The 13,392-nt window shown below is 67.7% G+C and carries 16 protein-coding genes; 11 read left to right on the top strand and 5 right to left on the bottom strand.

Annotated features, from left to right (window positions below; genetic code table 11):
- The first annotated feature begins 3 nt into the window (after positions 1-3).
- The 7 genes from KQ307_RS01550 to KQ307_RS01520 all read left to right on the top strand — a co-directional run bounded on the left by KQ307_RS01550 (position 4) and on the right by KQ307_RS01520 (position 6,238).
- On the top strand, positions 4-210 hold the full coding sequence (locus tag KQ307_RS01550; protein ID WP_259701930.1) for a DUF751 family protein: 207 nt from the start codon (positions 4-6) through the stop codon (positions 208-210).
- 2 nt (positions 211-212) lie between these two features.
- A complete protein-coding gene (gene rbfA, locus KQ307_RS01545; RefSeq protein WP_259701929.1) occupies positions 213-614 on the top strand; it encodes a 30S ribosome-binding factor RbfA in 402 nt (133 codons plus the stop codon).
- Complete coding sequence (locus KQ307_RS01540) at positions 598-2,223, top strand: glycoside hydrolase family 3 N-terminal domain-containing protein (protein ID WP_259701928.1); 1,626 nt, start codon at positions 598-600, stop codon at positions 2,221-2,223. The genes rbfA and KQ307_RS01540 overlap by 17 nt, the downstream gene beginning before the upstream one ends.
- Positions 2,224-2,228: 5 nt before the next feature.
- Positions 2,229-3,197, top strand: coding sequence for a zeta toxin family protein (locus KQ307_RS01535; protein ID WP_311133752.1), 969 nt, complete (start codon positions 2,229-2,231; stop codon positions 3,195-3,197).
- The gene (locus KQ307_RS01530) at positions 3,175-4,119 is read left to right on the top strand and encodes a DMT family transporter (RefSeq protein ID WP_259701927.1); all 945 of its coding nucleotides are present in this window, start codon (positions 3,175-3,177) and stop codon (positions 4,117-4,119) included. The genes KQ307_RS01535 and KQ307_RS01530 overlap by 23 nt, the downstream gene beginning before the upstream one ends.
- Positions 4,120-4,182: 63 nt before the next feature.
- The gene (locus tag KQ307_RS01525; protein ID WP_259701926.1) at positions 4,183-5,376 is read left to right on the top strand and encodes a glycosyltransferase; all 1,194 of its coding nucleotides are present in this window, start codon (positions 4,183-4,185) and stop codon (positions 5,374-5,376) included.
- A 4-nt stretch (positions 5,377-5,380) separates the two neighbouring features.
- The gene (locus tag KQ307_RS01520) at positions 5,381-6,238 is read left to right on the top strand and encodes a uroporphyrinogen-III synthase (protein WP_259701925.1); all 858 of its coding nucleotides are present in this window, start codon (positions 5,381-5,383) and stop codon (positions 6,236-6,238) included.
- Here the strand turns inward: KQ307_RS01520 and KQ307_RS01515 are convergent.
- Genes KQ307_RS01515 through zds form a run of 3 tightly spaced genes read right to left on the bottom strand, consistent with a single transcriptional unit; the run spans position 6,219 to position 8,722 of the window.
- Positions 6,219-6,782 carry a hypothetical protein gene (locus tag KQ307_RS01515; RefSeq protein WP_259726724.1) on the bottom strand — a complete coding sequence of 188 codons (564 nt, stop codon included), beginning with the start codon at positions 6,780-6,782 and terminating at the stop codon, positions 6,219-6,221. The genes KQ307_RS01520 and KQ307_RS01515 overlap by 20 nt on opposite strands.
- Before the next feature lie 10 nt (positions 6,783-6,792).
- Positions 6,793-7,239: an SRPBCC family protein gene (locus KQ307_RS01510; protein WP_259701923.1), complete on the bottom strand. Its 447-nt coding sequence runs from the start codon at positions 7,237-7,239 to the stop codon at positions 6,793-6,795.
- Positions 7,240-7,243: 4 nt separating this feature from the next.
- Positions 7,244-8,722, bottom strand: a complete 1,479-nt coding sequence (gene zds, locus KQ307_RS01505; RefSeq protein ID WP_259701951.1) for a 9,9'-di-cis-zeta-carotene desaturase — start codon at positions 8,720-8,722, stop codon at positions 7,244-7,246.
- A gap of 121 nt (positions 8,723-8,843) precedes the next feature.
- Here zds and KQ307_RS01500 point away from each other — a divergent pair, with 121 nt between their 5' ends.
- The 4 genes from KQ307_RS01500 to KQ307_RS01485 are packed head-to-tail and all read left to right on the top strand — an operon-like array spanning position 8,844 to position 11,243.
- Entirely contained in the window at positions 8,844-9,254 is a 411-nt protein-coding gene (locus KQ307_RS01500; protein WP_259701922.1) for an iron-sulfur cluster assembly accessory protein, read from the top strand.
- A gap of 51 nt (positions 9,255-9,305) precedes the next feature.
- Positions 9,306-9,734: a hypothetical protein gene (locus KQ307_RS01495; RefSeq protein ID WP_259701921.1), complete on the top strand. Its 429-nt coding sequence runs from the start codon at positions 9,306-9,308 to the stop codon at positions 9,732-9,734.
- A 29-nt stretch (positions 9,735-9,763) separates the two neighbouring features.
- Positions 9,764-10,966, top strand: a complete 1,203-nt coding sequence (locus KQ307_RS01490; RefSeq protein WP_259726723.1) for a lipid-A-disaccharide synthase-related protein — start codon at positions 9,764-9,766, stop codon at positions 10,964-10,966.
- Positions 10,959-11,243, top strand: a complete 285-nt coding sequence (locus KQ307_RS01485; protein WP_259726722.1) for a hypothetical protein — start codon at positions 10,959-10,961, stop codon at positions 11,241-11,243. The genes KQ307_RS01490 and KQ307_RS01485 overlap by 8 nt, the downstream gene beginning before the upstream one ends.
- Here KQ307_RS01485 and KQ307_RS01480 read toward each other — a convergent pair.
- Together KQ307_RS01480 and KQ307_RS01475 are read right to left on the bottom strand one after the other, a co-directional pair.
- Entirely contained in the window at positions 11,179-12,114 is a 936-nt protein-coding gene (locus KQ307_RS01480; protein ID WP_259701918.1) for a TIGR01777 family oxidoreductase, read from the bottom strand. The two genes, KQ307_RS01485 and KQ307_RS01480, sit on opposite strands and share 65 nt — an antisense overlap.
- Positions 12,115-12,142: 28 nt before the next feature.
- Positions 12,143-13,390 (bottom strand): cation:proton antiporter, encoded by a 1,248-nt coding sequence (locus KQ307_RS01475; protein ID WP_259701917.1) that lies wholly within the window; start codon positions 13,388-13,390, stop codon positions 12,143-12,145.
- Positions 13,391-13,392: the final 2 nt, after the last annotated feature.

Here is a 13,392-nt window from a genome sequence, read left to right as displayed (position 1 = left end):
GCCATGAAGGAATTTTTTCTCAACGTGACGCGCTACCCGCGCTACCTGGTGGCCTTCAGCCTGGGGGTGTTCAATTCGGTGCTCGAACCACTGGCCCGCCGAGGCAGCAACCCCGTCACCGCCGTGGCGTTGATCGGGGCCCTGCTCAGTGGCCTGCTCAGCCTGGCTCTCGTGCTGCGTGCGATGGTGAACCCCGCACCGCTGGCATAGGCATGGCACAGGGCCGACGGGTGGAGCGGGTCGCGGCGCTGATCCGGCGTGAAGTGAGCGAACTGCTTGTCCACGGCATCAAGGACGAGCGGGTGGGACTCGGCATGGTGAGTGTCACCGAGGTGGAGGTGGCCGGTGATCTGCAGCACTGCAAAGTCTTCGTGAGCATCTACGGCAGCGAGGACGACCGCCAGGCCGCCCTGGCGGGCCTCAGCTCCGCCACACCCTTCGTGAAGGGGGAACTGGGCCGCCGGCTGAAGCTGCGGCGCACGCCCGAGCTGATCTTCCAGCTCGATCGCGGCATCGAGAAAGGCACAACCGTGCTCGGTCTGCTCAACGAACTCGGGCGGCAGCGTCAGGAGAAAGGGGAGGTCCCACCCGGCCGTGATGATCTCGACGCCTGACTGGCGCCAGCTGTCCCTGCCGCAGCAGGTGGCCCGGCTGCTGGTGGTGCGCTGCAGCGGCCATCTGGGCGATGGCCAGCGCCGCTACCCCCGCTGGGAGCTGCCCAACGCCGAGCTGAAACGATTGCTGGGCCAGGGGGTGGGCGGGGTGATCCTGCTGGGCGGCAGCGCCAGCGAACTGCGCCTTCGCACCGACCAGCTCCAGCGCTGGGCCGGCCGCTCCCTGCTGCTCTGCGCCGATGTGGAGGAAGGCGTGGGCCAGCGCTTCGAGGGGGCCAGCTGGCTGCCCCCTCCCCTGGCCCTCGGCCTGCTCCACGCCAGCGAACCGGCCAGGGCGATCGCCCTGGCCACCGCCTATGGCCACTGCACCGGTCGCCAGGCCCGCCTGCTGGGCCTGAACTGGGTGCTGGCGCCGGTCTGCGATGTGAACAACAACCCGGCCAATCCAGTGATCAATGTGCGGGCCTGGGGGGAGGATCCCAGCACGGCTGGGCGGCTGGGGGCCGCCTTCATCGCCGGCGCCCAGGCCGAAGGGGTGCTGGCCTGCGCCAAGCATTTCCCCGGCCACGGCGACACCGACACCGACTCCCACCTGGAGCTGCCTCGGCTGCCCCACCGTCGCAGCCGGCTGGAGGCGGTGGAGCTGCCCCCGTTTCGCGCCGCGATCGAAGCGGGCGTGGCCACGGTGATGACAGCCCACCTGCTTCTGCCGGAGCTGGATCCAGATCGCCCCGCCACCCTCTCACCCCTGGTGCTGGAGCAGCTGCTGCGCCGGGAGCTGGGCTTCAACGGGCTGGTGGTCACCGATGCCCTGGTGATGGAGGCGATCACCGCCCGGTGGGGCGCCGGAGAAGCGGCGCTGCTGGCCTTCGAGGCCGGGGCCGATCTGCTGCTGATGCCCGCCGATGCCGACGCCGCGATCACTGCCCTGCTGGAGGCGCTCGCCAGCGGCCGGATCAGCCGAGGGCGCCTGGAGCAGAGCCTGGAACGGCGCGAGCGGGCCCTCGCTCTGGCAACCGCAGCGCCAACCGATCCAGCCACCCCTGAAGCCCTGGAGGGAGTTGAAACCGGCGCGGAACTGGCCCTGGCCAGGGAGCTGGTGACCGTCAGCCTGCAGAGCCAGGGCCGCGAGGAACTGCCGCCGGGTCCGGGCCTGAACCTGATCCGGCTCGACAGTGTCCTGGCCAATCCCTTCCTGCCGTTGATGGCACCGGCGCTGCAGCGACCTGCCCGCAACGGCTACGCCGCCTGCCTGATCGATGGCCGCAGCCCAAGCCCCTGGAGCGGCGAGCCGACGGCACCGCTGGCCCTCGATCGCCTGCCACCGGGTCCGGTGCTGCTGCAGCTGTTCGTGCGGGGCAACCCCTTCCGCGGCAGCGCCGGCGGCGAGGAACCCTGGCCCGCGGTGGTGCGTCAACTGCTGGGGGCCGGCAGGCTGGCGGGGCTGGCCATCTACGGCAGCCCCTACCTGTGGCAGGCGCTCCGACCGCTGCTGCCGCAGGAGCTGCCGGCGGCCTACTGCCCCGGGCAGATGCCCCTGGCCCAGGCCCTGCTCCTCGATCGCCTGGGGCTGGCGGGTGGCGGCCTGGAGGGCGGCTTCACAGACTGAATCGCATGGCCCACCAAGTCCAATCCCGGCGCAGGGCCAGCCTGGCGACCAGCCTGGCGAGCGCCGTGGCCTTGCTTCTCACCGGCCCGATGGGGCGCGCTGCACCGGTTGCCGCTGATCCTGTTGTCGCTCAACAGCCACAGGGTAAGCAGTGTCAACGGCTGAACCAATCCGGCAGACCCGATATCCAGCCCGCAGCGATTGACTGGCTGGAGCGTTGCCTCCTCGGACTCCCCACAACGAAGAGCACATACTTCAACGAAAGTGGTTATTCAGCCAAACGCCAGAAACTCCACGACGAGATCATCCGAGCAGCCCTCTCAGGGAAGCCTTGCGTAGCGATGGGAGCGCCGGTTGCCATTCTCACCGGAGGTCCACCGGGCGCCGGCAAAACCACCTGGCTGCGGCGCCACATCAGCGGCTCGCTTCTGCAGAGCAGCTACCGGATCGATGCTGATGAAGTTCGCGAAGCATTACCGGAGTATCACGGCTGGAATGCCAGTTCCACACAAGCTGAGGTCCGCGACATCGTTGCCATGCAGATTGAAGCCATCACCAGGCCATGCCGATTGAACGTGATCTACGATGGAACAATGACCCAGGCTGATCGCTATGAGCAGCTGATTGGATCCTTGAAACAGAACGGTTATCAGGTTTTTCTGGTGCAGATTCTGATCCCTGAGCCCCTCAGCCTGCAACGGGTGCTGGAGCGCTATCAGTCCAGCGGCCGTTATGTGCCGCGCTTGATTGTGAAGGCCTTTTATCAGCGCGGTATTTCCGTGTTCAGGCAGCTGGCCCCCAGGGCGAACGGCTCCGTCCAGGTGGATGGCCTCACCGGCAGGGTTCTCTGGAGCCAGGGCGATCCCCTCCCCGGCAGGGAAGTGAAGCCGATCAATCCAAACCACCCGCCCATGGGTAACCAACAAAGGCAGCCGGTGATCTTTGGGCAGAGTGGCGCACCGGAACAACGCTGAGCCCCTGATCCTGCTGGGCTATGGGCTTGTTTCCGGGCTGCGCAGCACGGTGCTGAAGGGATTGCAAGGATTCGGTGCCAGCCATCCAGTCGGCGGCGAGAATCCGATCAGCTTCTGCAATGTCTTCTTCATCGCCCAGTCGATGGTGGGACTTGCGCTGCTGAGCGCCGAGCCCAGGATCGTCTGGAGGGAGATCCGCACAATCAGCCCGGCGGCCTCAAGAGCCGTGGCCGCCGATTCCTTCCTGGGTTGCTTCCTCGCTCCACTGGCCTTCTACCACTCACTGGATCAGCTCTCGGTGATCACCCAGACGCTGCTGTTCTCGCTGACCCTGCCCGCTTCTGGCTTCCTGGCCCTGTTCTGGCTGAAGGAGAAACTGCCCGAGCGCTTCGCTCTGAGCCTGATGCTGATTTTCGGCGGCTTGCTGATCGGAATCCTGTTCGGTGCAACCGGGGGAATGATGAGCATGGACAACTGGATGGGCCTGGCCTGGGGCCTGGTTTCGGTGTTGGCCACCTCGCTTCGCAACTGCATCCGACGCAAGATTGCCACCTACCAGCTATCCCGTGGCCTCACCGTCGGGGTATCCAATCTGGCTGGAGCACTTGTTTTTGCCATCATCGCGTATCTGCAATACGGCCCCGATCATTTTCTGCTGCTTCAAACCTGGTGGGTCTTCTGGGTGATTGTTGTCTACGGAATCACCCTCAGTCTTGGCACCGAAGTGCTGCGCCAGGCCAGCGGCCGCCTGTTCAGCGTCAGCCAGGTGGCCCTCGCCGGCAGTGGCAGCATCCTCGTGACCGTGGTGAGCGCAGCCGTGGTTCTGGGGGAACCGTTCACGGCGGTGACCGCCCTGAGCCTCGGACTGATCCTGGCCGGGGTGACGCAGCGATTCATCCAGCCCAGGCTCGCCAGCGGCTGAGCCAGCGGTTCCAGGGCGCGGCGAAAACCGCCTTTAGGCTCTGCTGACCCAACCAGGCCGCCGATGCTCAGCCTCTCGATGATCGTGCGGGATGAGGCCGAGCGGCTTGGGTCCTGCCTGGCGTCGGTGGCGGGTTTCGTCGATGAGCTGGTGGTGGTGGACACCGGCTCGCAGGATGACAGCGTGGAGATCGCCAGGCGCCACGGCGCCACGGTGCACCAGATCGCCTGGCCGGGGGATTTCGCACCAGCCCGCAACCTGGCCCTGGAATCGGTGAGCGGCGATTGGGTGCTGGTGCTCGATGCCGATGAGCAGCTCCTGCCGGAAGCCAGAGCCCCGCTGCGGGCCCTGATGGCCCTCCCCGACGTGCTGCTGATCAACCTGCTGCGGCTGGAGCGCGGCGCCGAGCAATCTCCCTATTCCAGCGTGAGCAGGCTGTTTCGCCGCCACCCGGCGATCCACTGGAGCCGGCCATATCACGCGATGGTGGATGACAGCGTGGCGGCGCTGATCGCGCGCGAACCCGGTTGGCGCGTCGCTGAATGCCCCCTGCCCGCCCTGGTGCATGACGGCTACCGACCGGAGCTGCTGGCGGCCGGGGACAAGGCCGAACGCCTACGCCTGGCCATGGAGCAGGACCTGCGCGACAACCCCTCTGATCCCTATGCGAGCGCCAAGCTGGGAGGCCTGGAGATCAGCGAAGGACGCCATCGGCAGGCCATCAGCCGCCTGGAAGCAGGGCTGGCCCACTGCCCCGAGCAGGCCCACCCGCAACGCTACGAACTTCTCTTTCACCTGGCGATCGCCACGGCGGCTCTGGATTCCGAGCGGGCCATCGACCTTTACCGCCAGGCCCTGGCCATTCCGTTGAACCCTCGCCTCAGCCTGGGGGCGCAGCTGAATCTGGCGGCGCTGCTGCTGCGTCAGGGAAACGCCCAAGCCGCCCTGGCCCTGGCGGAAACCGCCACCCGGCGGGCGCCGGAAGTGGCGCTCGGCTGGGGGAACCTCGGGCTGATCCGCCGCCGCCTCGGCGACATCGCCGGCGCGATCGAGGCCTACGGCCAGTCCTTGCGCCTGAACCCCAGCCAGGCCGAAACCCACCAGAACCTGGCGGCAGCCCAACTGCTGGGGGGCAACATCGATGGGGCCCGCAGCCATTTCAGCCAGGCGATCCGCCTGCTGCGCCGCCAGGGACGCGCCCTGGACGCCGACCAGTTGCTGCGCCAGGCCGGTGCGATGGTGAGGCTCGATGCCTGAACCGATGCCAGAAGCCAGCAGTGAGGCGAGGGGCGCCGGATCAGCGGGGCCACCGCTGCTGGGGCGCTCGATCGTGGTGACCCGGGCCGAGCAACAGCTGGGTGAGGCGCGGCAACGGTTCGAGCAGGCCGGGGCCCGGGTGCTTGATCTGCCCGCCCTGGTGATCGGGCCTCCCGATGCCTGGGGACCGCTTGATGATGCCCTCGCTGAACTGGACGACTTCCACTGGCTGGTCTTCTCCAGCGGCAACGGCGTCGATGCCGTCGAGCAGCGCCTGGAGCGGATCGGCACCAACCTCGCCGGCCGGCCCCGTTCCCTGAAGATCGCCGCGGTGGGTCGCAAAACAGCCGCACGGCTGGAATCCCTTCGGGCCCCGGCCGACTTCATCCCCCCTGCCTTCGTGGCCGAGAGCCTGATCGAGCATTTTCCCGTTTCAGGCTGGGGTCTGCGCCTGCTGCTGCCGAGGGTGCAGAGCGGCGGTCGCACCCTGCTGGGTGAAGCCTTTGGCGAAGCCGGTGCCCGGGTGGTCGAGGTGGCCGCCTATGAGTCGCGCTGCCCGCAGCAGATGCCGGCCGCCACCGCCACCGCCCTGGCGGAGCAGAGGATCGATGCGATCACCTTCAGCAGCGGCAAGACCGTGCTGCACAGCTGCCAGTTGTTCGAGCGGCAGTTTGGTGACGATTGGCGCCGGCAACTGGAGGCCGTGGCGCTGATCACGATCGGCCCCCAGACCAGCCGCACCTGCCTGGAGTTGCTCGGCCGCATCGACGGACAAGCTGATCCCCACGATCTGGACGGCCTGGTTCAGGCCTGCATCCATACCCTGGCGAACCGCCCCCAGCTCAGAGCAGCGCCGGGTTGAGTCTGGCGCTGACGGTCCGCTGCCCCTGGCGAAGCAGGAGGTGGCCGGATTGGGCATCGATCGAGGCCACACTCCAGCCGATCGGCAGCAGGGGGGTGGTGCGCCCCCCCTGGTCACCCCTGGAGAGGCTGCCACTCTCGTTGCGGTAGGTGACCAGCGCCTGGGGAACCCCCCCGACGCTGACCACACCGTTGAACTTAAAGCCAGCCGGCAGGGTGATCGGCGGCTGAACGGCCAGGGATCCAGGCCGACCTGTTGCGGCGGCTGCTGGGGCTGCGGTGCGGGGCCGGGCCAGCGGGGCGAACGGATCGAGGCGCCGCTCCGGGGTGGTGGCCAGCACCTGCTCACGACTGGGCAGTGGCGTGAAGCCCTGGGTGGCCGGCGAGGCGACCGCTGGCCTGGAAGCGCCAGCAACCTTGGCGGGCTGCGGTGCAGCCGGCGCTGGAGCAGGCGGTGGCAGCAGCGCCTCGGGGCCGGGCGGTGGCGCACTGGCGCAGCCGACCAGGGCGGCCAGGGCGGCGATAGCCAGAGCCAGGTGTCCCATTCCCCGCAAATCAGTCGATCGGATGTCCACGTTCCACGAGATCCCTGAAGCGATCCAGATTGGCCTGGAGTTCCCGGGTGACGATTCCACCCAGGATGGCGGGTTCCATCAACGGCGCAAGCACACCCGGCAACTCGTAACTGACGGTGAGACGAACCGCCGTGAGGGATTCGCTCTGGGGGTAAAACCGCACGGCACCCTTGGTGGGCAATCCTCCCACCGATTCCCAGTGCAGCTGCTGGGCCTCGACTCGCTTGGAGATCCGCGCCTTCCAGTGGAAACGAAAGCCCTGGGCGGAGAGGGTCCAGTCGGTGAGATCAGGATCGTCGAGGGTCTTGACCGATTCGATCCAACGCATCCAGCGCGGCATCGCCTCCAGATCGCTCCACACCTCCCAGACCCGCTCCACCGGAGCGGTGATTTCGGTGGTGACGCTGTGCTCCAGCCAACGACCCATGGCTTCAGGCCACCGCGGCGCAACGGGTCAGGCGGGCCGGCTGCTCAAGGATGGCGGCAGCGGCCAGACGGCCACTCATGGTGGCGCCCTCCATGGAATCGATGTAGTCCTGGCGGGTGTAGCTGCCGGCCAGGAAGAAATTGCTCACCGGCGTGCGCTGCTGAGGACGGAACGGCTCCATGCCCGGTGCCTCCCGATAGAGCGACTGGGCCAATTTCACCACATTGCTCCAGATCAAGGTGAGCGGCTGGGCGGAAGGGAACAATTGCCGAACCTGGCCATCCACCGCCGCGGCGATCGCCGCGTTGCCCTTGGCGATCCAGGGATCGCCGGGGGTGAGCACGCACTGCAGCAGAGATCCCTGGCCGGGGCGGCGATAGTCGTCGGGGCTGGCCAGGGCCAGATCGGCGAAACAACTGAAATCGGCGTCGGCGGTGTAAAGCAGGTTGTTGAGACCGGCGGGGCGCTCAAGGTTGCGGCGGGCGGCTTGATTGGCCTCCGAATCGCCCAGTTCGGTCACCCAGCCGTCATAACGCAGCTGCACGGTTGCCACAGGCACCGCCTCGAGCCTGTAGATGTCATCGAACTGCTGAAAACGGCGCCAGGCCGGCGGCAGCAGCCGCTGGATGCCTGGCACGTCACAGGCGGCCAGATAAACATCGGCCTCCACGCTGATCTCGCCATCGGGTGTGCCCAGCAGCAGGTCGGTGATCCGGGGGGAGTCGGTGCCGTTCTCCTCGAAGCGCACCTCACTGACGCGATGCCGCAGATGCAGATGGGCGCCACGGGCTTCGATGTAATCGAGGATCGGCTGATGCAGCCAACGGTGGGGGGAACCCTTCAGCAGGTTGAGCTGGGAGGCCTCGGTGCGGGTGGCGAACATCAGGAAGATGGTCAGCATGCAGCGGGCCGAGATCGTGGCGCAATCGATGAAGCCGAGCGCATAGGCGATCGGGTCCCACATCCGCTCGATGCTGCGCTCACTGCCGCCGTGGCCGACGAACCAGGCCTTGAAACTGAGGCGATCCAGGTCGCGGATCACCGCCATGGCTCCGTCGTAATCCACCAGGCCACGCACGATCGGGCTGGTGCCGAGAGCCAGGGCGTTGCGCAGCTTGTCGATCCAGTCGAGCTGGGGGGTGGTGAAAAAGGCCTTGAGGCCATTGAAGGGGGCGCCGATCGGGAAGCGAAAATCCAGCTCCCGCAGATCCCCCCCCTTGTTGACGAACAGGTGAGTGTGGTCCTTGGGCAGCAGGTTCTCGAAGGCTCCCACCTTGCGCATCAGGGCAAAGAGGTTGGCGTAGTTGAAGAAGAAAACGTGCAGCCCCATCTCGATGTGGTTGCCGTCGCCATCCACCCAGCTGCCCACCTTGCCGCCCACGAACGGACGCGCCTCGTAGAGGTCGACCTGGTGGCCGGCATCACAGAGGTCGACGGCCGCTGACAAGCCCGCCAGACCCGCACCCACGATGGCGACCCGCACCCCGTCACTCCCGCTTTCTCCGACTCTATGGAGCCGACCGTCGCGGCGGCGGTTGTTCAGAAGCCGGGAAGCCTCCATAGAGTGGATGCAGCGAATTCCTCAAGACCCCACAGGCGCCCCCATGAGCAGCTCGATCGCAACGGTGACGGCAGACCAGGCTCCGGCCACCCACACCGGCAAGGACGGCAAGGGAATCCTGATCACCGACCCCGCCATGAAGCAACTGGCCGGCCTCACCCAGCAACAGGGTGAGGAGAAGCTGCTGCGGGTGGGTGTGCGCTCCGGTGGCTGCAGCGGCATGAGCTACACGATGGATTTCGTGGCCGCTGATGCGATCCAGGCCGATGACGAGGTGTACGTGTATGAACCGGCGGGGGCCGCCAGCTTCCGGGTGGTGTGTGACCCCAAAAGCCTGCTTTACATCTACGGCATGCAACTGGATTTCAGCTCCGCGCTGATCGGCGGCGGCTTCAACTTCACCAACCCGAACGCCAGCCAGACCTGTGGCTGCGGCAGTTCCTTCGCCGTCTGAGCCGGCAGCGTGGGAACCTGAGCCCATCCCTTTCGACCACCGCCGCTGCCGATGACGGCCACCAGTTCTTCTGCGGAATCCCAGTTCGATCAGGCGATCGACCGCTACCGGCAGGGCGCTCCAGCCGCCGAGCTGATCGACGAATTTCTGGCGATCACGGCCCAGGCTCCGCGCCTGGCCGCTGCCTGGACCTGCCTGGCCTGGTTGCAACTGCTGGAGGATCAGCCGGAGCAGGCGCTGCGATCGGCCCGGACGGCGGTGAAACTCAACCCCCAGGACCCGCAGTCGCGGGTGAATCTCAGCCTGGCGATGCTCGATACCGGCGCCAAAGGGGTGCGCGAACACATCGACCTGGTTCTGCGGGTCACGGCCCTCGCGCCTGAGCTGGCCACCGAACTGCAGGGTTCGATCAGCGATGGCCTGAGCCGCAAGCCCGGCTGGACCTCCCTGGAGAAGGTGCGGAACTGGCTGCAGGGTTGAGCGGCAGGTCTTCTGGAGGGGCCAGCCCCATGCAGCGCGTTCTCCTGCTCAGCAACGGCCACGGCGAGGATCTGAGCGGCAGCCTGATCGGCGCTCGGCTCCAGGCCGGCGGGGTGATCGTGCAGGCCCTGCCGCTGGTGGGGCATGGCGCGGCCTACCGACAGGCGGGCATCGAGGTGCTGGGAGCCACCCGCGAATTCAGCACCGGCGGTCTCGGCTACACGAGCCTGGGCGGCCGGCTGACCGAACTGTTTCAAGGTCAGCTGGCCTACCTGCTCGGCCGGCTGGGCCTGTTCCTGCGCCAGAGCCGAACGGCCGATCTGGTGGTGGTGGTCGGCGATGTGATCCCGGTGCTGGCCGCCTGGTGGAGCCGCCGGCCGGTGGTGACCTATCTCGTGGCCTACTCCAGCCACTACGAGGGCAGGCTGCGACTGCCGTGGCCGTGCGGTCTCTGCCTGAAGCAGCGGCGGTTTCGCCGCCTGTTCAGCCGCGATGCCTTGACGGCCAGTGATCTCACCGCCCAGCTGGGGCGGGCGGTGGACTTTCTCGGCAACCCCTTTCTCGATCCCGCACTGACGGACGCTCCACAGCCAGACGGCCGTGAACCCTCCACAGAATCAGAGCCACGCTCAGTCTGTCTGCTGCCGGGAAGCCGGCTGCCGGAAGCGGAGCGGAACCTGGAATCGATGCTTGCGGTGCTCCAAGCGCTTCCAGCCGATCTGCAGCAACCGGCTTGCCTTGGCCTGGACGCGGCCCTGGTCAAAGCGTTCACACCGGAGCGGATCGCAGCGGTGGCGGCCCGGCTGAACTGGAGGCTGGAGAACCGCAGCCTGCGACAGGGTCCACTGGAGCTGCGGCTGCACTGGGGGCGCTTCCCCGCCGTCCTGCAACAGGCCAGCCTTGTGCTCTCAATGACCGGCACCGCCGCTGAACAGGCGGTCGGGCTGGGGAAACCGGTGATCCAGCTGGCCGGGTTCGGACCGCAGTTCACCCCTGCCTTTGCCGAAGCCCAGCGGCGGCTGCTCGGACCCTCGGTGGTCTGCAGCGCCGGGGAACCGGGAACCGCCCTGAGCCTGGCCGGCACCGCCCGGCTGCTGCAGGAGCAGCTCGAAGCCCTCGGCGCCGGCACCAGCCTGGCGAACCGCTGCCGAGCCAATGGGCTGGAGCGGATCGGCGGCCCGGGCGGTTCAGCGAGAATGGCGGAGCAGATCCTGGCCTTGCTGGATGACTGAACTGGCTTCGCTTCCTCTGAGCCTGCGTCTGAAGGGTTGGCTCGACAACCTGCTGGTGCTGAATGTGTTCGTGGTGATCAGTGGAGCACTCTGGTTCGCCCTGGCGATCGGGCTGCACAGCCAGAAGGTGGAGGCACCGCTTGTCCTGTTTCAACGGCTCTGGACCCCGCTGTTCACCCCGGCCATCGGCGTGCTGATGGCCGCATCGGTGCTCAGCGGCGTGCTGGGCTGGTGGCAGCGGCGAGGGCCGCGGCAAGTTCCGGGTAGCGGAAGTTGAAGCCCTGATCCAGCAGACGCTGCGGCACCACCTCCTGGCCCTGAAGCACCACCTGGGCCCCGTCACCCAGCAGGAGTTGCAGCATGGGGCCGGGCACCGGCAGCAGGCTGGGCCGGCCCAGCACCCTGCCGAGGGCAGCGGCAAACCCCGCCATCGAAACCGGCTTCGGCGCCACAGCGTTGTAGACGCCCCGGTAGCCGGGATCCTCCAGCGCCTGGGCGATCAGGCTGCAGAGGTCATCGCGATGGATCCAGCTCATCCACTGGCCGCCCGAGCCGATCGGGCCACCCAGCCCGGCACGGAACACCGGCAGCATCTTGCCCAGGGCGCCGCCATCGGCACCGAGCACGATGCCGATCCGCAGCTTCACAACCCGGGCGAAGGCCGCCGCCCCATCCGCCGCCGCCTCCCACTGGCTACAGAGCCGGCCGAGAACATCGTCAGCGGCAGGGCTCGCCTCGCTGAACCGCCGCTCCAGGCTGCTGCCGTAATACCCCACGGCCGAGCCGCTGACCAGCACCGCCGGCCCGGACTGGAGCGCCGCCATCGCCTCCACCAGCAGCCGGGTGGGCTGCAGGCGGCTGTCGAACAGCAGGCGCACCTGCTCGGCCGTCCAGCGCTTCTCGGCGATCGGCTCCCCGGCCAGGTTCACCACCCCTTCGGCCGCGGCCAGGGCCTCGCCCAGCTCGGGCCGCTGCCAGCTGGCCGCCAGGGCGGGATCGGCCACGAGCCGTTGGAGCCCGGAGTGCTCCAGGCCCGCAAGGCTGCCGGAACGGCGGCTCACCACGCTGCAGGAATGGCCCCGCTCCAGCAGCAGGGGCACCAGGGCACGCCCGATGAACCCGGTGCATCCCAGCAGAAGCAGGCGCATGACTGTGATCCGGCGGCAGGGGAACAGGCTAGGAGCCAGGGCTCGCCAGGGCCGGTGGGGGGTCGGTGAGGCCGAGGCGGCGCGCCAGGGGCACCAGTGCGAAGCCCTGACCCAGCAGGCCCAACAACACGACCCCGAGCGCCAGGGGCGGCATCAGGTGCCCCCAGGACACCCCACTGGCGGCGGCCTGGATCGCCATCGCGATCGGCACGGCGCCGCGCAGCCCGGCCATTCCCACAAACAGCTTTTCGGCCTGGTTGTAGCCGCTCCGCACCAGCAGTCCCTGCACCATCAGCCAGCGCGCCAGCAGCATGGCCAGGAACAACACCACCGCCCAGCCAAAGGTCTGAACCACCTCCCGGGGGTCCACCACAAGCCCCATGCAGAGGAACAGCAGCAGCTCCGCCAGCTTGGTGAAGCCGGCATGGGCCTCCTCCAGGGCCGGCTGATCTCCATCGGGGCTGTTGCCCAGCACCAGGCCGGCGATGAAGGCCGCCAGCAGGCCACTGCCACCGAGCAGCTCGGTGGCTCCCACCAGCAGCATCAGTTCCGCCAGGCTCATCACCGCCAGCAGGGAGGGGCTGGCCTTACTGCGGTGCTTCGCGAGCAGGAACTGGGCGATGCTGCCGCCCATGAAACCCAACAGACCACCCAAGAGGAACTGGCGCACCACGTCGATCACCAGCCCTGAAGGCGCCGTGACGGCCCCCCCTGCCATGGCGAGGGCGAGGCCGGAGAACACAACAGCCACCGGATCGTTCACCGCCGATTCCACCTCGATCAAGGCGAGCAGCCGCAGGGGCAGCAGGCCTGAGAGGGGGCGCAGCATCGCCAGCACCGCTGAGGCATCGGTGCTGCAGACCATCGCTCCGACGAACAGTGCCAGCGGCAGGCTGGCGGGGATCTCGCCGCCTGGGAGGTACTGCAAACCCAGCACCACAGCCATCACCAGCAGGGCGGTGATCAGGGAGCCGGCTGTGGCCAGGCGGGTGGCCGGGCGGATCACGGAGCGGACCCGGCGCCAGTTGGTGGTGAGCCCTCCGAAGAAGAGCACCAGCACCAAGGCAACCTGGGCCACCAATTCGGCCCTGGGGAGGCTGAGCAGCGGCAGGGGTTCGCCGGGCAGGGCTTCAAGGTTGTTATCGGTGAGCAAACCGAGCACAAGCACCAGCAGAATTCCCGGCACACGGACCTTGATGGCCAGCGAATCGAGCAGAACAGCGGCCAGCAGCAGGGCGCCGAACACAGCCAGCGCCATGGCCAGGTTCGTTCCCAACA

The organism is Synechococcus sp. CS-1326 (assembly GCF_025128115.1).
Taxonomy (GTDB): Bacteria; Cyanobacteriota; Cyanobacteriia; order PCC-6307; family Cyanobiaceae; genus Regnicoccus.
This window is presented reverse-complemented; position numbering and strand designations above follow the sequence as displayed.